Source organism: Roseiconus lacunae (genome assembly GCF_008312935.1).
In the GTDB taxonomy this organism is placed as follows: domain Bacteria; phylum Planctomycetota; class Planctomycetia; order Pirellulales; family Pirellulaceae; genus Stieleria; species Stieleria lacunae.
In genome coordinates this window covers 387034-411099 of sequence record NZ_VSZO01000053.1, presented here as the reverse complement: position 1 = coordinate 411099, position 24066 = coordinate 387034, and the positions used below count along the sequence as shown (strand labels likewise).

The window sequence follows — 24066 nt, the reverse complement described above, 5'->3', positions numbered from 1 at the left end:
ATGCAAAAAATCAAGTTGCGTCAAAACAGCTACCAGCCGAGCTGAGTTGCCCCTTTGAGGCAGACGTCTAGCGGCCGACGGTGTCCTGCCGTGCAAGATCACGCATCGCGTGTTAAGCGAGTGGTTGTCCCCGCTTACATCGATTTAAAGCGTAATTTCTTTCGCAATCTCCGCAATAGGAATCTCCCCAAAAAGCTGGGAGCGCTAGCACCCTGGCGGGCATTACTCCACCGTCACGCTTTTTGCGAGGTTTCGCGGCTTGTCGACATCGCAGCCACGCAGGAGGGCGATGTGGTAGGAGAGCAACTGAAGCGGCACGACAGACACGATTGGCTGGATGATTGACGGGACGTCGGGAATGTGAATCACGTCGTCGGCGACCGCATCGATATGGGGATCATCCTTGCTAGCGACGGCGATGATCGGCCCGCCACGAGCTTTGACTTCTTCCATATTCGCCATCACTTTGTCGTACGTCGTGCCCTGAGGCACGATGAAAACGCTCGGCGTTGTCTCGTCGACCAGGGCGATCGGGCCGTGCTTCATTTCGGCGGCGGGATAGCCTTCGGCGTGGACGTAACTGATTTCCTTGAGTTTCAACGCACCCTCAAGGGCGGTCGGGAAATTAAGTTGCCGGCCCAGGTACAAAATGTTCGTGGCGTTTTGATATTTTTCCGCGACCGTTTTCACATGTTCATTACACGCCAGGGCTTCTTGAACGGCGCCGGGGGCCTTCATCAAGTCGGCGATGATGTTCGTCCCCGCTTCGTAGCTGAGGTGGCGAATCCGCCCAAAGTACAGCGCGAGCATTGCCAGAACGGAGCATTGACTGGTGTAGGCTTTGGTGCTCGCCACGCCGATTTCCGGACCGGCGTGCAAGTAAACGCCACCATCGGCCGCTTGGGCGATCGAGCTTCCGACGACGTTGCAAATCGCCAGCGTGCGGTGCCCTTTTCGTTTCGTTTCGCGGAGCGCTGCCAGCGTGTCCGCGGTTTCGCCGCTTTGCGTCAGCCCGAAAACCAGGGTGTTGTTTTCGATCGGCGGATTGCGGTATCGCAACTCACTGGCGTATTCGACGCTCACCGGGATCCGGGCGAGTTCTTCAATCAGGTACTCACCGACCAAGGCGGAGTGCCAACTGGTTCCACAACCCGTCAGGATAATTCGCTCGACACTTCGCAATTGTTGAGGCGTGAGATTCAAACCACCAAAGACTGCTGTCGCATTTTCCTCGTCCAGACGACCACGCATCGCGTTACGCAGCGATTCGGGCTGCTCATAAATCTCCTTGAGCATGTAGTGGTCGTAGCCCTGCAAGCTGACGTCATCCTCGACAGCTTCGAGAGGCTGGATCTGCACGTTGACTTTGCCCTGGTCGCGGTGCAAAACCGTAAAACCATCGGGCGTCAAAATGGCCAGTTGATGATCCGCCATGTAGACGATTCGGTCAGTGCAACCGGCAAGGGGTGAAGAATCACTGGCCACGAAATACTCGCCCTGACCGACGCCGAGAACCAGCGGGCTGCCGAAGCGGGCGGCGATCAGTAAATCCGGGTGGTCCCGAAAGGCGACGACGATCCCGTAGGTACCGCGCAGTTGAGCGATCGCCCATTGCACCGCTTGGGCATATCGCAGCGTTGGCTGTTCGGGGGTTTCCTTGGTGACTTTCAGCCCCTCGGCGATCAGATGGGCGACGACTTCGCTATCCGTTGCCGAAGAAAAGACGTAGCCCTTTTCGATCAATTCATTCTTAAGGATTTGAAAGTTCTCGATTACACCGTTGTGAACCAGAACAATCTCGCCTTCGCCACCGAGGTGCGGGTGGGCGTTCTCCTCGGTCGCCGGCCCGTGGGTGGCCCAGCGGGTGTGCCCAATGCCTAATTTTCCGTCGACGGGGTTGGAACCAAGTCGGCCGGCCAGGGCATCGATCCGACCGACACTTCGGGTGACGTGGAATTGACTTTCATTGGTGATCGCGATCCCCGCACTGTCGTAACCACGGTATTCCAAGCGGCGAAGACCATTGAGAAGAAAGTCGCCAGCATTATTGGCTCCGACGTAACCAACGATTCCACACATGGACACGGCTCACAAAGTGAGGGGGGCAAGAGTCACTACACCAAAAGATTTATAAGCGTAGCTCACAACGAAAGAAATGCCGAACAGGCAATCTTGGCGGATCATCTCAAACGGGCAAACTTTCCGATTCCGTTAACGCGCTCTTCAACGTCATTGCGCGGTCTGTACGGAAACTGCAGCGGCGTTTTCAACGGCGAGGCGATTTAAGAGGAAAAATCAGCCTATCCGGACCCTGCCGCCAATCGTCATGGATCGCGCAAGCGTCCGCCACCGCCCCGCCCGCGGCAATCGAATGTTGAAGAAGGCATTCTGTCATCGCCAGGAAACCGTAGCCAACGCCAGGGAGCGATATCGTAAGTTCAGAATTCAACGAGACAAAAATTGACAGCGACGCATCGGCAATCGCCGCGCCGAGGCCGCTCGTCGCCACCGACCGCAGGCCCATCGTTGGCGGCAGGTCCTAGGCGGCCTTGCGAGAGTTGACGGCGGTCGCCGAGGAGCTTTCGCTCCAGCTGCCGTTTTCTCGCTTCATCATCACCGTCGTCGGCTTACTCAATCGGCTCAACAGCGATGCCTGGGTTGCCGAAGGGGCGGCGGGTTTCGCCCAGATGATCACGTCCACTTGGCCGTAAGTCCGCAGCACCCGATCGAGTCCTTGATCGGCCGGCATCGGTACCAAGTGAACTTTGGCGGGGTACTCGCGAAGCTGTCGGTGAAAATCACGGAGTTGCAACGGGGCTTTGCCGTCTGCGGTTTGCTCATCCATTTCGAACAAGTCGACCGCGATGTAGCAGACGGGCGTGGAATGGCCATGCCGTGTCAGCGATTCGACAACCCCCAACCCGCGTGCCCCATCGCCCACGCCGACTTCGAGAACTGTCTGGACGTCCATCGATTCCAATCGTCGGCAAAGCTTTTTGTCCTGGCGGTCCAGCACTGGTTTTGCGGCACCGGTTGCCTTCCTGGCAGAACTGGCATCTTGCCTGACCGGTGTAGCGTCCGCGGGTCCAGGGGGCGGACCAGGAGGTTGGGCTGCTGACGATCGAATCGGTGAAGGAGTTGCCGAAGCGGCTTCGTCTGCCGCAGGCTGACTTTGAACGTTATTTCGAGCACGTTCCTCGGCCACCGAGATCGGTATCGTTTCACGGGTTTCAGCCGCGACCGGCTTGTCCGCTTTTCCACGAATCGAATCCCACAGCTTCCGAAGTGGCATCGCTTGTTCTCCGCCCTAATTCCGAATCACTAAAACGACCTAGACACGTCGTTAACACTGTCGGTCGACCGAATAAATCTGAAACAGGGAATCCTCCAAACGAAGGATTAAATGCGACCCGGGAAAGATTGCCGATTAGGCAAGAACGGAATCGACGCTGCCCATGCCGAACGATGGCTGCTCTGCTACGATAAGGCTTTCCGGACATGCGATTATTTTCCAGAGGATCAATCCATTGAGAGTCGGCAGCGGTGGCGGATTTCGCGCAATTCTCTACACCATCAAGAAAGGACGCGAAGCGGGCGGAGTTTGGAAGCTCTACCAAGCGTTGCGGACGCGAAATAGTTGCAAGACCTGTGCCGTGGGGATGGGCGGCCAAAAAGGTGGCATGGTCAACGAACTTGGTCATGCGTTCGAAGTCTGCAAAAAAAGCATGCAGGCGATGGCGGCCGATATGCAGCCGGGGATCGATCCGAATTTCTGGAAACAGAACTCGATCGAGTCTTTGAAACGCTGGTCGCCCCGTGAACTGGAAACGTCTGGGCGGTTAATCCACCCGCTGCGTTATCGCGCGGGGGCATCGCACTATGAAGTGATCACGTGGAAGGAAGCGTTTGATTCGATCGCATCGCACCTCCGAAAAATCACTCCGGACGAAAGCTTTTGGTACTTCAGCGGACGCAGCAGCAATGAGGCGGGTTTCCTGTTGCAATTGCTCGCCCGAGTTTATGGCACCAACAACGTCAACAACTGCAGCTACTACTGCCACCAAGCCAGCGGCGTCGGCCTGCAAACGAGTGTCGGCAGCGGGACGGCAACGATCGTTCTCGAAGACCTGGAAAAGGCCGATACGGTTTTCTTGATCGGGGGTAACCCGGCCAGTAATCACCCGCGATTGATGACCAGTTTGATGCGGGTGCGACGCGCCGGTGGTCATGTGATCGTGATCAATCCGGTTCGCGAAACGGGGTTGATCAACTTTCGGATTCCTAGCGATCCGATTTCGTTACTCAAGGGTACCAAGATCGCCTCGCACTATGTCCAGCCCCACATCGGTGGTGACTTAGCATTGCTATGGGGGCTCGCCAAAGCGACGAAACAACTCGGTGCGTTCGACGAACCATTCTTAGGCCAACACACCACCGGGTTGGATCAATGGCAACAATCACTCGATGACCTATCTTGGCACGAAATCGAAACCAAGTCCGGCGTCGCGAGAAGCGAAATCGAATCGATCGCCAAACTCTATTCCCAATCGAAACGCACCGTTTTTTCATGGACGATGGGAATCACCCATCACGCTCATGGCGTTGACAATGTCCAGGCAATCGCCAACCTAGCATTCGCACGGGGGATGGTCGGTCGTGAAGGATGCGGATTGATGCCAATCCGTGGGCACAGCAATGTTCAAGGAATCGGTTCGGTCGGTGTGACGCCCAAACTGAAAGACCAAATCTTCACGGCGCTCCGAGAACAGTTCGGCGTGAACCTTCCGGAAACTCCAGGCAAAGACACGCTCGAGTGCATGGAAGCGGCAGAGCGAGGCGAGATCAAAGTTGGCTTCTGTCTTGGCGGGAATCTATTTGGATCAAATCCCGATTCGACTTTCGCCGACAAAGCAATGTCCAACTTAGACTTGAACGTGATGATGAGCACGACGCTCAACACCGGCCACGCGCACGGGTTGGCTCGCGAAACCATCGTTTTGCCTGTCCTGGCGCGTGACGAAGAGCCTTCGCCGACGACCCAAGAATCGATGTTCAACTTCGTCCGGCTCAGCGACGGTGGCCCGGCGCGTCTCCCCGGCCCGCGAAGTGAGATTTCGGTCATCGCGGCGATCGGCAAACGTTTGTTACCCGACACACCCGGAATCGACTGGGATGACTTGGCGCAACCCTCGACGATTCGCAAGTGGATCGGTGCGGTCGTCCCCGGCTACGGAAAGATCTCGCAGATCGATGAAACCAAGGAAGAGTTTCAAATCGAAGGACGCACGTTCCATGAGCCGACGTTCGGCACGCCTGACGGACGGGGCGTTTTGCATTGCCACAGCCTACCCGACTTGAAAGGAACCGAGTCGAACCAGCTTCGCCTCATGACCGTTCGTAGCGAAGGCCAGTTCAACACCGTTGTCTACGAAGAAGAAGATCTTTATCGCAACCAAGAACGTCGCGACATCATCTTGATGCATCCCGACGACTTGAAACGTCTAGGCCTCTCGCACGATCAAAAAGTCACGGTGCGAAGCGACACCGGCGAATTGAACCAGATTCTCGCTCGCGGCTACGATTCGATCCGCAGTGGAAACGCGCTGATGTACTACCCAGAATCAAACGTGCTAGTCTCCCGGCACGCCGATCCGCAAAGCAAAACGCCTGCTTTCAAGGGTGTCGTTGTCGAAGTGATTGCCGAGTAGCCTCACGTCAACTCCCGGTGATTCATTTCGCCGTCGCGGCAGTTATGATATCGCCCGTCGTCTTCCTCCCCCCCTGCCCCACCTCCCGATCAATACCTGCCATGTCCAAGCCTCGTTGCTTCGTCGGATTACTCGCGTTTCTGTGTTCGTTGCTGGCGTTCCAAAGTGACTTTGCCGAAGCCAAACCGCCTAACCTCGTCATGCTGCTAAGCGACGACATGGGCTGGACCGACTACGGATTCATGGGCCACCCGGATGTACAGACGCCGAACCTCGACAAATTAGCCCGGCAGTCGGCCGTCTTCCCCCGTGGATATGTTCCGACCGGACTATGTCGCCCGTCTCTTCATACGTTGCTAACCGGTCATTACGCGTCGACGCATGGGGTGACCGGAAACGACCCTTCCCCCAAATATGCGGAACGCGATTCGGAACTTTATAACCAACGACGCGCCCAACTGATTTCATACCTCGATCGCTTCGAGACATTGCCCGAAGCACTCGGTAAACTCGGCTACCTCAGTCATCAAAGCGGAAAGCTGTGGGAAGGCAGTTTCCAAAACGCTGGTTTCACGCACGGCATGACCCAAGGCTTTCCTGAAAAAGGCGGTCGACACGGTGACGTTGGCTTGAAAATCGGGCGGCAAGGGATCGGCGAGATCAACGGTTTCTTGGATCATGCCAAAGAACAAGACAAACCGTTCTACCTGTGGTACGCGCCGTTCATGCCGCACACGCCCCACACTCCGCCAGAACGGTTGTTGGAAAAGTATCGTGACGGACGTCCATTAACAGTCGCAAAGTACTACGCGATGTGTGAATGGTTTGACGAGACTTGTGGCGAATTGATGAAGTCACTCGAGGAACGTGGCCTGGCCGAAAACACGATGATTGTCTACCTGACGGACAACGGTTGGATCCAAAACCCAGAGGCCCGCGGCTACGCACCGCGCAGCAAGCAAACTCCCTATGAAGGCGGAGTTCGAACGCCAATCTTTTATTGGATGCCAGGCACAATCGAGCCAGGTCGCCGCGAGGAACTCGCTACCAGCCTAGACATTTACCCGACCTTTCTGGCCGCAGCCGGCGGCAAGGTTTCCAAGGATCTCCCGGGTCTGAATCTGCTTGAAGAACTCACCACCGGTCAACCCATCGATCGAGACACAATCTTTGGGGAAAGCTTTGCACACGACATCGCGGATATCGAAAACCCCGAAGCATCGCTGCTCTACCGCTGGGTAATCGAAGGCCCGTGGAAATTGCTGCTGACCTATGACGGCGAAGTCAACCGATACAAGTCGACGCACCCACGGACCGAGAAAGGCCCGCAGTTGTTTCAGTTGATTGACGACCCAGCCGAGCAGAACAATGTTGCCGCGGGGCACCCCGAGATCGTTGCCAAGTTGGCTCAGAAGATCGAAAATTGGTACCCTGTCAAAGAACGCCAAACGATCACGACGCCTCAGCAATAGCTGGCTTGACGATGACGTGCCGTGTCGCGGCATCGGCACGTCCCGGCATCATCGGCTGCCTTTACCTGGTGATGATGCCCGATCTTTCAGCCAGCCCCGATGATCCCGGTTTGTGTTACGACCAACGCGCCCAAAATTCAATCGAACTTTCAAGTTATGGCTTGTCTAAAATCCTTGTCGATCACCAACGTTGTCGCAGCCTGTTGTTTCCTGTCAATCTGGGCGGGGAACGTTGATGCCGGCAAGTACAACACGACAATCGACATCGGCGACAAGGCTCCGCAGTGGAAAGACCTGCCCGGGACCGATGGCGAGTCACACTCACTCTCAGATCTCAAAGATGCCCCCGCGGTCATCGTTGTCTTCACTTGCAATTCCTGTCCGTACGCAATCGACGCCGAAGAACGTTTGATCAAATTAGCCGAGTCGCTCGCGCCGCAAGGGATCAAGGTGGTAGCGATCAACGTCAATAAAGTCGAAGAAGATCGAATGCCGGCGATGAAGGCTCGGGCGGCTGAGAAGAAGTACCCGTTCACGTACCTATTTGACGAATCCCAACAGATCGCCAAGCAATTTGGTGCGAAGTATACGCCAGAATTTTTCCTGCTCGATCGCGAACGTAGAATCGCTTACATGGGATCATTGGACGACAGCCCGGACGGTTCGGAGGTTACGAAATCCTATCTGAAGGATGCGATTGATGCATTGATGAATGGACAATCAGTGCAAGTTGCAGAAACGGTCCCTATCGGCTGCCGCATCCGAATCGAGCGCGAACGGCGAAGGCGATCAAGATGAGTCGCGGACGCTCGCCCGCCGTGGCGAGACCTTCTCAGCAGCGTCCGCCGGGTTTCTTTTCGCTAGTCATGCTGGCACTCTCGGTGACCTTCATGGCTGCGATCACGTCCGTGATGCTGTTTCTGAACGGCTCGCTCACGTTGTTCGCCTTGCATTGGATTGTCGATGATCATCCCGAGTGGGCGGAACGGCGCAGTATTTTTCAGTTCGTCCTTTTCACGGTTCCGTTGCTGCTGGTCGTCGCCGAATGGTTCGCGTGGGATTTATTGCGAGGCTCGTTGACTCGCGAAAACCGGCAGTGATGCCCAAATCGAGATTCTCCGGTACGCCCCGAAGGTCGCCACCAAGGACTTGAGAACCACCGTTCCGGCGAGGGGGAGGGTGAACGACATCAGGCTCGAGACGTCGGGCGATCAGAGTCCCCGTAGCAGTCGACAGATGTAGATAGCGTCAATAATCGCTCCATCCGTCAAACTGGGCCTTGATCGATCTATTTTGCCCGACTTTACTATCCCCCCAGGGGTGCAGCCTGGGTGTGATCCGTGAACAACCGCGTAGAGACGGCGACCGATCGGCACGTGCTCGGAGACGATCAAGCTGCGCCCCTCCCGCAACGAGTATCGTTCCGAGAACCACACCATGCCCCAATTTTCTCGACGCCCCCACTCGAGTCGACTTCACGATCGACGATCTTCGAATGCGAAGCCACGCCTGAAACGGCGGCGCAGAAGGCTGTTCGCCGAATCGCTCGAACGACGCGAACTGCTCGCCGGCGACGCGTTCGTGTTTGACATTCCGGACGATCCGTCACTGCAGCCCGACGAAATTAACAGGACACGGATCTCGGTCGTCGAAGGCGCGCTATTGGTCTACGATTTGAATCAAGACGCAGTTCTGGCTGTCGAACCTTTGAGCGAAATCGGCAGCATTGAAATCAACGGCGGATCGGACAGCAACGAGTTGGTTGTCGATTTCATCGGCGGCGATTTTATGGTGCCGATCACGTACGAAGGTGGCGATCAGAACCCTGGTCCGGGCGATTCCCTAAACTTGCAAAATGGATCGGTCGAAACGATCGCGATGGGCTTTGTCGACGAGCATCGTGGCACGATTGACTTAGAATCCGATCCGCAAGGCCTGAATCAAGCGATCAGCTATTCTGGGTTGGAGCCGATCCTGGTTGGAATGGCTTCTCAATCGATTAGCTTCACGTTTCTCGGTGGCGACGAATCGATTTCGTTGTCAGACGATGTCACCCCCGGTGATGGTGTCAATCGCATCGATTCTAGTCTTGGTGAAGTCGTCTCGTTTGTCAGCCCGTCAGACTTGATCACGGTCAATGGAGGATCCGGGGTCGATCAAATTCAAATTTCCGAATTGGATTCGGCAACCGCAACGACGGAATTGATTGTCAACGGTGGCGAAGCCGACGACAACATTTTTGTCGATCATCTGTCAGCGACATTGAGCGCCACTATCAACGGTGGAGAGGGAGCTGACACGATTACAGTGACCTCCCCGGCAGGTACACTGGATACGATTTTAGGTTCGCTGGTGGTCAACGGTGGTGCCCAACCGGTCGGGGTCATCAGCAGCGAAACGGTCACCGCCAAAGGTAACGACGTTTCTGCCGTCCTCGACGCGGGTGATGCGTTGATGATCGACGACTCAGGAACGGTTGGCTTGCAGACATACGAAGTAACGGGAACGTCGGTATCCAGACTCGGTTCTCCGACGATAACCTACGGGACTATCGAACAGTTAACGCTGCGTACCGGCAGCGGCAATGACTTGATCGATGTGCAGTCAACTGCGGCAATCGAAACGGTCGTCGAAACCAACAACGGCGATGATCAATTGGATCTTACCACCACGGCGGCTGGTAGCTTATTGCGTGTCGACCTTGGGGCAGGAAGTGATGCCGCCATCATAAGCTCCACGGGTGATGCCAGCGTCACCGTGTTGCAAACCGGACAAGATGACGATGACATTTCGATTCAGGCAACAGGTCCAGGAAGCGGGTTGAGCATCGATACCGGCACGGAATCGGACTTGGTTAATTTACTGTCGGTCGGCTCCGGTAGCGTCAACCAGATCATGACGGGGGAAGGAATCGACATCGTCAATGTCCGAACGACCGCCACCGACAGCTTTACCGACGTCTTCACTGGTGACTCCGCCGATACGATCAACGTTAGTTCCGATGCGAACGGAGATCGGCTCGTCCCTAGTGGGACCCTCGCGGGAACGTTGGATGGATTGTTAGGGGAACTTTGTGTGTTTGCCGGCGGCAATTCTGGAATCCCGGAAAACTCGGCAAGCGTCACAGTCAAAGGCGCAGCCGTCACCGCGACTGTTCCCGTTGGCGATGTATTGAACATCAGCGACCAAGGCACTGTTGTCGACCACGTCTATACACTGACCAACACGGCCTACACCCGGCAGGGGCAACCAGAGATCGTATACGACGGCGCAGAAACGCTGAATTTGGTAACCGGAGCGGGCAACGATCAAGTCACGGTGCAGTCGACCGCGGTTGGGACGACCCGAGTGGAAACGTCGGCCGGCGAAGACACCCTTTCGATCGAGACGACCGGTGATGGCGGCATCTTGACGGTGGATACCGGCACCGAAGACGACACGATAATCATGACCGACAGCGGACTTGCGAGTGTTACGGAGCTCATCACCGGTGCGGGCGAAGACGATATCATCATCAGCGGAACCGGAGTTCAGTCCGGCGTTCGTGTTTCGACGGGCAGTGAATCTGACGTGGTAACAGTACAAGCGATCGGCGTACAAAGCGTCTTGCACGTTCGCACCGACGATGGCGATGACATCGCAAACCTGCAAACGACGGCGGTCGATAGCTTCGTCGAAATTTATGGCGGAAACGGAAATGACACGTTCAATGTCTCGTCTGCTGCCGACGGGGACCGAGTGTCTCCGGTAGGCAATCTGAACGGATCACTTGACGGCATCGCTGGTCAAGTTTGCTTGTTCGGTGACAGCGAATCGGTGCCACCGGAAATCGTGGATTCGCTGATGGTCAAGACCGAAACGGTGTCAGTGACCGCGCCTCGTGGCGATCAAGTGAACTTTAGCGATCGCGCGACGCTGGTGGACCATCAATACAACTTTACTTCAACCGAGCTGGCACGATCGGGCGGTCCCGAGATCGATTTAGCGACGATGGAGAGTTTTGGTCTGGAAACGGGTAGCGGCAACGATTTGTTGAACGTCAATCTATTTCCACCTTCGTCGGCAGTATCCTTCGATACCGGCGCGGGCGACGATACCGTGGTGATTCCTGATACGGGAAACCAAAGCTTGATGACCGTGGAAACCGGATCGGGCGAAGACACCGTGACAGTCACGACGACGGGTGATGGAAGTTTGCTGCGTGTGGCAACCGGCGACGGTGATGACGATGTTGAAATCGCCGGTACAGGCCTATCGAGTGGCTTGGCGATCGACGGCGGAAGTGACATCGATGTCGTGACCTTGCAGGCCGTCGGAGAATCGTCGGTCAATTCTATCCAGGCGGGTGCGGGTGACGACGTGGTTAATGTGCAAAGCACCGCCGCCCTGAGTGTCACAGAGATCCTGGGCGGTGCCGATGATGACTCGATTGTGGTCAGTTCGGACGCAAATGGCGACCGCCTGACCCCACGCGGAACGCCGAGCGGTGATCTTGACGGTCTGTTGGGACAGTTGTGTCTTGACGGACAAACGAACGATCCCACCCTAACGCTTTCCGAAACGGTCACCGCAAAAGCAATGGATGTTACGGTATCGATTGCAGTGGGTGATTCCGTTTACGTCAGTGACGCCTCGGCGGGATCGGGACAAACCTACACGATCAACGATGGCTCGTTTGAGCGATCCGGCGGGGTGTTGTTTGAATTGCTTGACACCGAACTTCTGGACATCTCGACCAGCATGTTCGCCGATACCGTGACGATCAACGATACCGCGGATGCCACCTTCACTCGGCTCGATACTGTCGACGGCGACGACGCGGTCGACGTCATCACTTCGGGCTCTGGATCGATCGTGACTGTCGAGACCGGCAGCGGTAGCGATCTGCTGACCGTTTTGTCGACCGGCGACGATGGCATTGTGAAACTATCAAGCGGCCAAGACGATGACGACGTCGAAATCGTCGCAAGCGGTCAAACGAGTGGAATCGGTGTGGATGCGGGCTCGGGCATCGACTTGATCGATGTTCGCGATACCGGCACGGCATCATTCTTGGAAGTCCGGCTGGGATCAGGTGACGATATTGCCAACGTCCAAGGAACCGGTGCTGACAGTCGATCTGACTTCTTCGGCGATGATGACGATGACACCTTCAACCTGACCGACAATGCCGACGGAACACGTTTAAATCCTCGGGGCAGCCAAACCGGGACTCTCGATGGACTTCGCGGACAGATCTGCGTCTTCGGAGTAGCCGACACTGCAGCTGGTTCGGTCACGGTTGACGTCCAGGCCCACCGCACCGACGCTGACGTTGCCAACGTCAGTGAAACGGTTGAACTGGGCGACGAGCTGAATGTGATTGATAACAGCTCGCTGTCGGACCAAATCTACGACATCACGGCGGCGGAGATTCAGCGTACGGGAATCAATGCGGTCACGATCACTTATGGCGACGTCGAATCGGTAAAGCTGGAATCGGGATCTGGAAACGATACCGTCAACGTGGCTTCGACTGCCGAAGAAGTCTATACCCAGGTTCTCACTCACGACGGTAACGACACGGTCACGATCACCACCACCGGACAGGATTCGATTGTCGACGTCATCACAGGTACCGATGAAGATCAAGTCTCGATCACGACTACCGGAACCTCGAGTATCACCGGCGTAACCACCGATGGCGGCAGCGACACGTTTGAAACCGGCGCGATCGGAAATGAATCGGGGTTGATGGTCCATACCGGCGACGAAGACGATGCCGTTTCTCTATTGGCAAGTCCGACATCACCCACGGGTCCCAACGAATCGCTGATCAACATCCAAACCGGGCTCGGCGCCGATGCATTCGAAGTGAACGAAGTTTACTTGAATACCGTCGTCGACCTGCAGGGTGGAGCCGACAACGATAACTTCCGATTGATCGCCGATGGTGCCGACAGTACCGGATATCTTCGACGGCTGAACGATGACCCGAACAACACTCCGACACTCGATTCGGCCGCGGCGACGCGTCAACTGTTCATCGATGGTGGCGCGAACGAAGCCACGACACGCCCGATCAACGAAGGTGCCGGAACGATCGGTGCCAACATGAACCCGATCGAACTTTCCGAACCTGCGATCGAAGTCGGCGACCGGATTGTCGTCGACGCCAGCTCCGCGACCGTCGATCTGGACTTGCGCTACGTCATCACCGGTCCGGCGGAGGGTGTTTTTGCGACCACCGTGCCCGGTTCTCCTCGTGCGACCGTTGGCAATGAAGTCTTTGAAACGGCAAGCATCGAATCTGTCGACATCTTGACCGGGTCGGCCGATGATCTGATGACTATCAGCAGCGACATTCCGTTTGACATCGGGACGAGCTTGCAACGAATCGGATGGTCCGCCGGTGCGGGCACCGACAAAATCGAAGTGCAGGGCACCGTGGCCGACGACCAGATTACGATCGGTAACCTGGGCGATGCGGTCGACGAACCGATGGAAATTTCTGGGGTAGAGTTCATCCGAATCGCAGGCGAACAAGGCGATGACCAATTGGTCAACCGGACCGCGGTGATGTCGGTGATCGATGGATTGGCGGGGAACGACATTATGTTCGGGGGATCGGGACAAGATCTGCTGACCGGTGGATCTGGTGTCGACCTACTGTATGCACGCGACGGCAATGATATTTTGTTTTCTGACCAAGATCTGGGAAGCAACACGCCGGACATCAGCGACGGCGAAATTTTGGACGGTGGATCAGAAAACGTTATCCCACTCGGTGATATCTGTATTCAACATGGCGCCGATCAGATCCGGACCTGCGAAGTGGTCGGTGATGGCGGTGGCGAAAAAGACGTGCTGACATGGTTGCGTGCGATCTTTATCGATCCTGACGTCATTAGCTTTGACCCGTTGCATCCTGCACTCACGCCGTTTCTTCCCGCGTTTCCTAACCCGGTGCCGCTGTTGGCCGTCACCGAACCGAGCAAGCTGCCGTTGGGGGCCTTGGCTTCGGAAGATTTTCCGACAACGCCGGAGGACCTTAGCGTCGCAATGGATGTCAATCGCGACGGCGCAATCAGCCCGCTCGACGCACTGTCAGTCATCAATACGCTTGCAATCATGCAGGCCGGCGAAGCCGAACCGGTCGAGTTTCGCTCGGCGGCCGATGTCAACGGAAACGGAATCGTCGAACCTCGCGACGCGTTGATGTTGATCAACTATCTTGCCGTGGCCAAATCGCAGTCCGAAGGGTCGGCGACGGCATCGACGAACAGTGATTCGGATTCGTGGGCTTGGCTTGATTCGGTCGATCACATTTTCGGCGAGGACGACGACGAATCCTGGCTGAACGGGGACGGCGTTCTGTTTTGAGTGCGAACGGCGAGGCCTTTTTATGGAATAACCGTTAGCCTTTGCCAAAAATAGTGATGAATTTGGGGGGGAAGTGCCTGACATGGGGGTTTGCCCGTGAACTCCGCTTCTTGAATTGCCGATGTAACCGAACAGGCCAATCATGGTCGGACGTGCGAGAGGATTCCGCGTCGACTGGCTTTTGCCTGCAATAAAGCACATCACGCAACGGAATGCGCCGTGAATACACCATCTTTCCTGCGGCTTTCGACGGCTGTTTTGATCGCCACTTCGGCGACGATCGCTCATGCCCAAGCCCCCGCGGTCCCTGCCGCCCCGACGCCGACCATTTGGCGCTTCATGGGCATTCCCCAGGGGATTCAAAAGATTCGTGATGTGACCGTCAACCGGCGCGGCAACTTTCCAGGGCTTGAACGCAAACCACCGGTCAAGCGCATCGGCGATCCGGCGAACCTGGAGTCCGACAATCCGGCGATCAAGGCGGCAGCCGAGATCAAGCAAGCCGAAGACATGAAAATGCAGAAGATCAAGGCGATCAAATTCCTCGCCACGATGGGCTGTGGTTGCTACGACAAAGAAGGCAAGATCACCGACGCTCTACTCGCGGCGATGGACGATTGCACCCCCGACGTACGACTGGCCGCAATCGAAGCGATCGCGGATTCCGCCAACGGAGAATGTTGCAAATCGTGCGGGTCGACGTCGTGCTGCAGTGAAAAGGTCACCAAACGTCTGAGCGAGATCGCGTACGAGCGTGACGACAGTGGTTGCATGCTCGAACCGAATGCCGAAGTACGTGAAGCAGCCGCGAAAGCCTTATGCGTTTGCTGCCCCAATCGAGCCACCGGCCCGATCGAAGAAGACGTTCCCGAAGTAGACGTCCCCGAGTTGCCCCAGCCAATTCCTGGCGAGACCGAAGACGAAGTCGAAGCGATCGAAGGCGAAGGCGGTGCCGCAACGGTTGAGTTGGATTCGGAGACAACCAGTATCGGCTCGGGAGTTCCCGCGGTTGCCCTTCGTCCGGCGCCACGCGAAGAACGGTTGATCTCGCCAAGCCATCAAACATCACCGTTGTTGGATCCACCATCGGAACCGGCGACCGAAGATCCGATTCAGTTGCAACCAATGCCAATTTCGCTGGAGGCTGCCGAGAACGCCGCATCACAGTCCGACCAGAGCGAATCGACCGCGAAGTCTGATATCGAAGTCGGACAGCTGCGGATGATTGGTGGCATGGCGATCCAGCCTGTCACGATCGCCCCCGTTTCAGCGATCGAAGATTCGGTCACTGAATCGAAACCGGTGCAAGCGAATGTTGGGCGTCAGGACCGTGCGGTCGGATTCTCGATTAGCGATACCCCCCAGGCCCCATCCGTAAACGGCCGATCAGCTACGACTTCGCCCACCCTGGCTCCACGTCCCAAACCGGTCGCATTGCCGATCGAACGGGAATCCAAAGCCGAGGTCCGTAGCGTTCCTCGATCCGTTCCATTGATCGACAAAAAGCCGGCCACACCCCAAAAGTCGCAAGCCATTGTTGTCGGGGTCGATCACCGCACAGGCAAAGTGGCGCTGCGAAGCGGCCAACCGATGCGGGTCGGAGCTTCGGTGACGGTCTACCATTCCTACCTGACTGGTGAACGATTGGTCGGACACCTGCTGATCCAATCCGTTAAAGGGGCTCAGGCGGTGGCCGTGGCGACCGACCGCGCCGGACTGGAGCACATCGAATCCGGCGATCGAGCAGTTTGCTTTTAGTGCTTCGTTCCAACTCGATTTTACGATTAGCCGCGCAGCGTTTGCTACCGTTTCGGTGCAATCACCAAGGCTGACGCGGTTCGGCAAATTCGCGATGCAGCCTGAACGCAGCTAGTCGAGTAGAGCGACACCGGGGTCGACCTTCATGACCACAACACCGCGTTTTCCATCGGCGGCATGAAGCGGTATCCCGGCGCGGGTTTCTCCTGCTCCGACTAAGAACCATCGCCCCATCGGTGCCCTCGCGATCGTCTCGATTGTCATCGGCGACTGATGTCTCGTTTGTAAGCTGACCTTCACTTGCAACTCTTCGCGATCGGTCGTGTTCATCATCGACATGCTCACGGACATTGAGCCGTAACGCGAGGTCCCCGTCACAACCGATTTCTGGCCAATCGACATTGCCGACATTGCCGAACCGGCAATGACCAATCGACCAAAACCGGCTTTGGCCAAACCCTGACGTGCGGGTCCATCGTAGGCTTGTCGATTGTTATCGTCAGATTCGATCAACAATAACAATCGATAGGTCACTTCCTTCGTCGGCTCCGTGGTCTCTCTAGCCTGCGCGATTGGTGGGCTGGATTGATTAGTATCCTCAGCCGCCTTAACTGGGACATACGGAGCAGGCGGATACGGTGACACCACGGGTTCCGGTGGTAAAGTCGAGGCCGGAGGCTGCCCCGAGACCGGGGTGAAGCCACAGCCGAGGACGGCCATCAAGACGACAAGCGAAAGCCGAACTCGTCCGTTTTCGATTCGATTCATTCTCAGTACTCCGAGTGAAGAGGGGCGCCGTGGGGGATCGGCCAATCGTTCGACGACGCGTGTGGGGGAAAGGTTCCCCAACCGGCCAGGTCCCGGGGAACGAAGCGACCTGGGAATTGATGATTTTAGCCACAAGTCCTCAGCTGACAGGCTACTTAGGCTAATGAGTTTTCTACGGCAGGTAGGCGTTATTGCAGGTAGGTACTATTGCGAGCAGGGCGACGCTGCCGTAATTCCTCGGAGGGGCCGGTGTACTGATTGCTGGGTTGATCGGTACACTGCGGCGATGAGTGAAATCGACATCTATGATTACCAGTTGCCGCGCGAACGGATCGCCCAGCAGCCGCTGCCGACACGAAGTGACGCGCGATTGATGCTAGTCAATCGCCGTGATGGTTCGATCGAGCATTACCATGTTCGTGACCTACCGGACTTACTGCGCAGCGAAGACACGCTGGTGCTTAACGACAGCCGCGTCATCCCAGCTCGCATGGTCGGTTTTCGAACGCGGACCGGCGGGCGTTGGCAGGGCTTGTTTCTTCAGGCGGACGACGAATCAGGCGTTTGGGAGGTGTTGACGAAAACTCGCGGAAAACTGGTCCCCGGAGAAACGATCACGGTCGAAGACCGCAACGGTTTGCCGGGTATGCGATTAGAAGTCGTCGCAAGGACCGAAGCGGGACACCTACTGGTGCTTCCGCGATCACCATCGGACTTGATCGGACAGGGTGACTCGCCAAACCTCACCGAAGACAGTGCGCCACACGAATGGTTGCAGCGTTATGGACGCGTGCCCCTGCCGCCGTACATCCGTGACGGGCACATGGTCGATGCAGACGTCGAACAGTATCAAACGGTCTTTTCTAAAACGCCGGGAAGCGTCGCCGCGCCGACCGCCGGTTTGCATTTTACACCTTCGCTTCTAAAACAAATCAAAGCCGACGGCACCGAAACCGCCTCGGTGACATTGCACGTCGGACTGGGAACGTTCCGGCCGGTCGCCACCGAATCGCTGTCCGACCATGTCATGCATACCGAGTGGGCAGAAATCAGTGAAGACAATGCCGACCTGATCAACGATCGCCGAGGTGCCGGCGGACGCTGTGTGGCAGTTGGGACGACATCGGTTCGAACTCTTGAGAGTGCGGCGGCAGCATTGGCGGGAAACCTGGGCGCTTGGTCAGGAACGACGGACCTATTTATTCGACCGCCTTATGACTTCAAAGTCGTCGATGCCTTAATGACCAATTTCCATTTGCCCAAGAGCACGCTCCTGGTGCTCGTCAGCGCGTTCGCGACGCGTGAACTAATCATGGAAGCGTACGCGAAAGCGGTCGAAAACGAATATCGCTTCTTCAGCTATGGTGATGCGATGCTGATCGTGTAAGACGCAGCCCGATCAATAACAGCACAATGGCCGGGGTCATCGTCAGGCCGGCGATCTTATGAACTTGCATTAGGCGATGCATTTGATCGGTCGACGGAATCGGCAACATGCACGCAAACACGCTGGCAATCGTCAACAGCCCCGCCGTAACGGTTAACAAGAACCCGGCAGCGTGCGACCGGGCGATCGGGTGCTGCGGCAAGAAATGACGGATCATCGCGAACGCAAACACCGGTAACCCGAACACGAGTGCACCGCTGGCCATCATGTGCGTTAAGAGCATTGTGCCACCAAACGGGCGTCCCAATACTGCCGGCGCCGAGGTCGCAGTCAGGATCGCAACGACCAGGACTAGGCACCCGATCAGAAACCGGTCAACCCATCGCCCGATCGCACCGGGCCTGCGTTGGTTCTTGGGGGGCGACACTGCCAAATCGGCGCTTTCAGTGGGGTTGGGCATAGTTAAATCGGAAAAGCCAACTGCGCGAGATTTACCGGTGCGGCGGAAGAGCACGATTGGCGAGAAAGCCGGCTGGCGAGAAACTCAGGTGACGTCGGGTTCGGTATCTTCGCCCGGATTGTACCCCAAGGCGACTGCCGAACAACCTGCGGGCTTTGGGAGCATCTTTAGACAGTCCTGTACATCTCAGTCCGCGGTACGTCACCGGTCTAAGACGATCGATCGCTGACGATCTCGCGTTCGGCAACCTTGCCAATGGCAACCTGCTCATTGACAAAACTTCAGTTTCGGTCGAAAGTAGAGCGGCATTCAGCCGCATTCCCCAACCCCGTTTACAATTCCCTTCGATGACCGATGCATCTTCGTCCGACCCACGGACACTCTTGGATAAAATCTGGGATCTGCATGTCGTTCACCAGGACAAAACTGGTCCCGCAGTCCTATATATCGACCTGCATCTGGTCCACGAGGTCACCAGCCCGCAAGCTTTCGAAGGGCTGCGTATCAACCAGCGTCGCGTTCGCCGCCCCGAGCGGACGCTCGCGACACCCGACCACAACGTTCCGACCAGCGATCGATCACTGCCGATTGCCGATCCGATCAGCCGCAAACAGATCGAAACACTCCGCGCCAACTGCGCCGAATTTGGTGTCCAACTGTTTGATATCGGTGACGTCCGCCAAGGCATTGTGCACGTCATCGGCCCCGAAAACGGCTACACCCAGCCCGGCATGACGATCGTCTGCGGCGACAGTCATACCGCGACTCACGGAGCTTTCGGCGCACTCGCGTTTGGGATCGGCACCAGTGAAGTCGAGCACGTGTTGGCGACTCAAACGCTACTTCAGTTCAAACCCAAAACATTTGAATTGCGGGTCGACGGCGGTCTTTCCAAAGGTGTCACCGCGAAAGACATGGTCCTGTACTTGATCGGTCAAATCGGTACCGCCGGTGGAACCGGATATGTCCTCGAGTACACCGGGGATGCCGTTCGCGCGTTGACCATGGAAGAACGCATGACGGTTTGCAACATGTCGATCGAAGCGGGCGCGCGTGCCGGCATGATCGCCCCCGACCAAGTTACCTTTGACTACCTTCGCGGACTTCCCGAAGCCCCCCAAGATTTTGACGCCGCCGTCGAACGATGGAGTGAGTTAAGCACCGACCCGGGTGCGACGTATGACAAATCACTGGTCTTCAATGGGTCGGACATTCAGCCTCAAGTCACCTGGGGCACCAACCCCGGTCAAGTGTTGAGTGTGACCTCCAAGACCCCCAACCCGGCCGATTTTGACGACGCGACGGATCAGAAAACGACCAGCGACGCACTCTCTTATATGGGACTCGAAGCGGGAAAGGCGATCCAAGACATCAACATCGACCGAGTTTTCATCGGTTCATGCACGAATGCCCGGATCGAAGATTTGCGGGCGGCCGCGGCGGTTGTCAAAGGCCATCATGTGAGTTCCAAGGTCAGCGCGATGGTGGTCCCCGGTAGCGGAAAGGTAAAAGAACATGCCGAACGTGAAGGACTGGACAAGGTCTTTCGCGAGGCGGGCTTCGATTGGCGCGAAGCCGGTTGCAGCATGTGTTTGGCGATGAACCCCGACAAACTGTCTCCCGGTGAACGATGTGCTAGCACCAGTAACCGGAACTTTGAAGGCCGCCAAGGAAAAGGCGGTCGGACCCACTTGGTCAGCCCAGCGATGGCAGCGGCCGCCGCGATCGAAGGCCATTTCGTCGACATCCGTGACTGGAGCTACAAGAGCTAAATCCAATGCAAAGTTTTACAAAACATACCGGCGTCGTCGCGACGATGAACCGCGCTAACGTCGACACCGACCAGATCATCCCAAAGCAATTCCTCAAACGAATCGAACGAACTGGCTTCGGACAGTTCCTCTTTTACGATTGGCGTTTCCAAGACGACGGTGAAACCCCGAACCCGGAGTTTGAACTCAATCAACCCGCCGTCAAAGATGCTTCGATCCTGATCGCACGCCGCAATTTTGGAAGCGGATCGAGCCGCGAACACGCCGTCTGGGCACTCGACGATTACGGCTTTCGCAGTGTGATCGCGCCGTCGTTTGCCGATATCTTCTTTAACAACTGCTTCAAGAACGGTGTCCTGCCAATCGTGCTCGCCGAATCGGACATCGACGAGCTATTCGCAAAAGCCGATGCCAAAGGCACTTACGAGTTGACCGTCGACTTGGAAAATCAACAGGTTTCCGATAGCGAGGGTTGGTCACGTCCCTTTGAGGTCGATGCCAGTCGCCGAGAAAAACTGCTGCAAGGCCTCGATGATATCGGGCAGACGCTGCAGATCGAGGATAAAATCTCTGCATACGAAGCAGCCCGATCCTGGTAAGGCATTTGTTCGATCAGAAGCGCGTCAATAATTATCGCCCTTCGCCCACAGCAAAGATCGGCGGTCGCACTGTGCACGCCGTGACAGGCAACGATCGCCAAATCGACACGCCATTGAGGCTGTTTGCCCGCCGCGGCAAATTGTTTTGACTTTAACAACGAATTGGAATATGAAAGCGCGCCCCCTCTGCCTCTTTGCGATGCTGCTAGCCGTCGCCCTCGCTACCTCGACCACGGTCACGTTCGGAGACGAATTTCCGGTCGGCAAATGGGTCTCGCTCTTTAACGGCAAAAACCTCGAAGGCTGGACGCCAAAGATTCGCTATCACGAAGCGGGCGAGAACTACGGCAATACGTTCCGCGTCGAAGATGGCTTGCTGAAAGTCCGCTACGACGACGACGCCTATCCCAAATTCGACGAACGGTTCGGCCATTTGTTTTATGACCAACCGTTCTCACACTACCGATTCCGTGTCACGTATCGCTTCGTCGGCGAACAAGCCAACGGCGGGCCCGGATGGGCGACCCGTAACAGTGGCATCATGGTACACGGTGAGTCGCCTGATACGATGACGACCGACCAAGACTTTCCAGCTTCGATCGAAGTCCAATTGCTTGGCGGTAACGGCAAAGACGATCGCACCAATGCGAACCTTTGCACCCCCGGCACCAATGTCGTCTATCAAGGCAAACTTCATCGACCGCACTGCACCAAATCGAATTCGGAGACCTTCCACGGTGAGGACTGGGTGACGGTCGAAATCGAAGTTCGTGGGTCAAAGCTCGTTCGTCACTTAATCGACAATCAGTCGGTGCTCGAATACACCGAACCACAGCTCGACGATGCCGATGAACACTCAAAAATGCTCATCGAGAAGCAGGGTGGTAAACTGCTCGAAGGCGGGACGATCTCGCTCCAATCGGAAAGTCATCCCTGCGATTTTAAATCGGTCGAGATCATGGTCCTCGATCATTGATCCAACCATTCTCGCTCGCTGCGTCCTAGGTCTGATATGCCCTCGCGCAACTTCAACATCATCCTGTTCGCGTTTGTGATTTCCTGGGCGTGCCACGTTCAGTATCGAAAAATGCGGACCGCCAGCATCGTCGGCGAAGCGATTGATTTGATCGAGAGGCACTACGTTGACCCGATCGACAGAGAACAGTTGTTGACGTCGGCGATATTGGGAGTCGTCGGCGACCTGGACGAACACAGCAGTTACTTTGCTGTCGATGCATATGAGTCATTCCAGGACAGCATGCATCAGGAGTTTGCCGGCATCGGTATCCTGGTTAGCCAGCAAGATGAAACCCAGCCGGTCCGCGTGATCACTCCCTTGGTCGGGTCACCGGCGCTGCGTGCGGGTTTGCTTCCCGGTGACAAAATCATTCGGGTCAACGGCGTCGACGTTTCGGCAATGAAACTTCCCGATGTCAGCAATCGCTTAAAAGGCCCACCAGGAACAACGGTGGACTTAGTCGTTGCCCGAGAAGATGGGCAGCAAACGATGAGCGTACAACGGATGACTGTGCGGAGGGCGACGATCGAATTGGAGTCGGTCGTTGGGGACCACCGCGACACCGACAATCGTTGGGTTTATCGTCTGAAATCGAATCCAGCGGTCGCCTACGTTCGGCTCAAAAGCTTCGGTGAAAAAACGGTTCGTGAACTCGAAGCCGTCCTCGCCGAATTGGACAATGACTTTGAGGCACTGGTCCTCGACTTGCGAGACAACGGTGGCGGCTTACTGTACGCCGCCCGCGATGTCGCCAACATGTTTCTTACCGAAGGCACCATTGTCTCGACTCGGACCCGTGGTGGCAAACTCGAAAAGGCTTACAACGCCGACCCTGACGTCCTTGTCGCGCCTGATCGTCCCGTGGCCGTTTTGATCAATGGAAATTCTGCCAGTGCTAGTGAAATTGTTGCGGCGAGCCTTAAAGACAACGGTCGCGCGATCATCGCGGGGACTCGAAGCTATGGCAAAGGTACTGTCCAGGAAATCAAGCCGCTGCAATACGGCCGTAGTGCCTTGCGACTGACTGTAGCCAAGTACTACCGCCCCAATAATCGCAATATCCATCGCGACGCTGACGCCGGTGAAGACGACGATTGGGGTGTTCGCCCGACAAAGGGTTTTGACGTGCCGATGACACCTTCCCAGCTACGCACGCTGGCGGTGCGATGGGATCAAGCGTCGTACCCGCTGCTCACCGACCTCGATGATCGGCAGTGGATGCAAATTAATAGCCCCCCGGCGACCGATGCAGAGCTAAACGAGGCAATTGTTCCCGCGATTGAACCGGTGCCCGCGATTGAGACAGCAGACCCGCCCGCTCCGGAAAACGACGGTCGACGCGAGGAGATTCCCGACGCACTCGATCCAGATCCTGCCACAGGGGATGCCGAGGCGTCCGAGACGCCCCCAAACAGCGGCACGATTGCGGTTCCAAATGCCAATCACATCGATCGGCAAATCGAAGATCGCTCTGTCGACTCTGACGCGTCGCAGACGACCTCGATTTCCGGCCAAGCTAAACAAAATGTCGAACTCGGCCCTACCGATCTGGACTACGATCCACCGCTGCGGGCCGCGGTCGGGGCGCTTCTACGGTCGCTCGACGAAAATCGTGCTACACCCTAATGCTTCGACCATCTTAAATCTTCGGGTTCGGCTCATCAGCCGACGGGCCGTCAGCCCCGGCGATTGCACCGAAACCGTGGCTCATGCCATATGGCCTATCCTAAAATCGAAGGGTGACGAAACACTGGCCAACAAG

General features: G+C 56.5%; 15 protein-coding genes. 11 read left to right on the top strand and 4 right to left on the bottom strand.

Annotated elements, in window-relative coordinates:
• Window positions 1-222 precede the first annotated feature (222 nt).
• A complete protein-coding gene (gene glmS / locus FYC48_RS24565) occupies window positions 223-2079 on the bottom strand; it encodes a glutamine--fructose-6-phosphate transaminase (isomerizing) (RefSeq protein ID WP_149499427.1) in 1857 nt (618 codons plus the stop codon).
• A 460-nt stretch (window positions 2080-2539) separates the two neighbouring features.
• Window positions 2540-3292, bottom strand: a complete 753-nt coding sequence (locus tag FYC48_RS24560; protein ID WP_149499426.1) for a hypothetical protein — start codon at window positions 3290-3292, stop codon at window positions 2540-2542.
• 235 nt (window positions 3293-3527) lie between these two features.
• Between FYC48_RS24560 and FYC48_RS24555 the strand changes: the two genes are divergently transcribed.
• The 6 genes from FYC48_RS24555 (at window position 3528) to FYC48_RS24530 (ending at window position 16300) form a co-directional block, all read left to right on the top strand.
• Window positions 3528-5708, top strand: a complete 2181-nt coding sequence (locus FYC48_RS24555) for an FdhF/YdeP family oxidoreductase (protein ID WP_235034410.1) — start codon at window positions 3528-3530, stop codon at window positions 5706-5708.
• A gap of 101 nt (window positions 5709-5809) precedes the next feature.
• On the top strand, window positions 5810-7180 hold the full coding sequence (locus FYC48_RS24550; protein WP_149499424.1) for a sulfatase family protein: 1371 nt from the start codon (window positions 5810-5812) through the stop codon (window positions 7178-7180).
• A 156-nt stretch (window positions 7181-7336) separates the two neighbouring features.
• A complete protein-coding gene (locus tag FYC48_RS24545; RefSeq protein ID WP_235034409.1) occupies window positions 7337-7978 on the top strand; it encodes a thioredoxin family protein in 642 nt (213 codons plus the stop codon).
• Entirely contained in the window at window positions 7975-8280 is a 306-nt protein-coding gene (locus FYC48_RS24540) for a hypothetical protein (RefSeq protein WP_149499422.1), read from the top strand. The genes FYC48_RS24545 and FYC48_RS24540 overlap by 4 nt, the downstream gene beginning before the upstream one ends.
• A gap of 337 nt (window positions 8281-8617) precedes the next feature.
• Window positions 8618-14542 (top strand): dockerin type I domain-containing protein, encoded by a 5925-nt coding sequence (locus tag FYC48_RS24535; protein ID WP_149499421.1) that lies wholly within the window; start codon window positions 8618-8620, stop codon window positions 14540-14542.
• 219 nt (window positions 14543-14761) lie between these two features.
• Window positions 14762-16300 carry a hypothetical protein gene (locus FYC48_RS24530; RefSeq protein WP_149499420.1) on the top strand — a complete coding sequence of 513 codons (1539 nt, stop codon included), beginning with the start codon at window positions 14762-14764 and terminating at the stop codon, window positions 16298-16300.
• A 111-nt stretch (window positions 16301-16411) separates the two neighbouring features.
• On the opposite strand, the gene FYC48_RS24525 is transcribed toward FYC48_RS24530, so the two are convergent.
• Complete coding sequence (locus tag FYC48_RS24525; RefSeq protein WP_149499419.1) at window positions 16412-17068, bottom strand: hypothetical protein; 657 nt, start codon at window positions 17066-17068, stop codon at window positions 16412-16414.
• A gap of 286 nt (window positions 17069-17354) precedes the next feature.
• Between FYC48_RS24525 and queA the strand changes: the two genes are divergently transcribed.
• On the top strand, window positions 17355-18455 hold the full coding sequence (gene queA, locus FYC48_RS24520; protein ID WP_149499418.1) for a tRNA preQ1(34) S-adenosylmethionine ribosyltransferase-isomerase QueA: 1101 nt from the start codon (window positions 17355-17357) through the stop codon (window positions 18453-18455).
• Here the strand turns inward: queA and FYC48_RS24515 are convergent.
• Window positions 18424-18915, bottom strand: coding sequence for an acyl--CoA ligase (locus tag FYC48_RS24515; protein WP_149499417.1), 492 nt, complete (start codon window positions 18913-18915; stop codon window positions 18424-18426). The genes queA and FYC48_RS24515 overlap by 32 nt on opposite strands.
• Window positions 18916-19262: 347 nt before the next feature.
• Between FYC48_RS24515 and leuC the strand changes: the two genes are divergently transcribed.
• The 4 genes from leuC (at window position 19263) to FYC48_RS24495 (ending at window position 23930) form a co-directional block, all read left to right on the top strand.
• Window positions 19263-20687, top strand: coding sequence for a 3-isopropylmalate dehydratase large subunit (gene leuC, locus FYC48_RS24510; protein WP_149499416.1), 1425 nt, complete (start codon window positions 19263-19265; stop codon window positions 20685-20687).
• 5 nt (window positions 20688-20692) lie between these two features.
• A complete protein-coding gene (gene leuD, locus FYC48_RS24505; protein ID WP_149499415.1) occupies window positions 20693-21286 on the top strand; it encodes a 3-isopropylmalate dehydratase small subunit in 594 nt (197 codons plus the stop codon).
• 169 nt (window positions 21287-21455) lie between these two features.
• Window positions 21456-22262 carry a 3-keto-disaccharide hydrolase gene (locus FYC48_RS24500; protein WP_149499414.1) on the top strand — a complete coding sequence of 269 codons (807 nt, stop codon included), beginning with the start codon at window positions 21456-21458 and terminating at the stop codon, window positions 22260-22262.
• Window positions 22263-22298: 36 nt separating this feature from the next.
• Complete coding sequence (locus FYC48_RS24495; protein WP_149499413.1) at window positions 22299-23930, top strand: S41 family peptidase; 1632 nt, start codon at window positions 22299-22301, stop codon at window positions 23928-23930.
• Window positions 23931-24066: the final 136 nt, after the last annotated feature.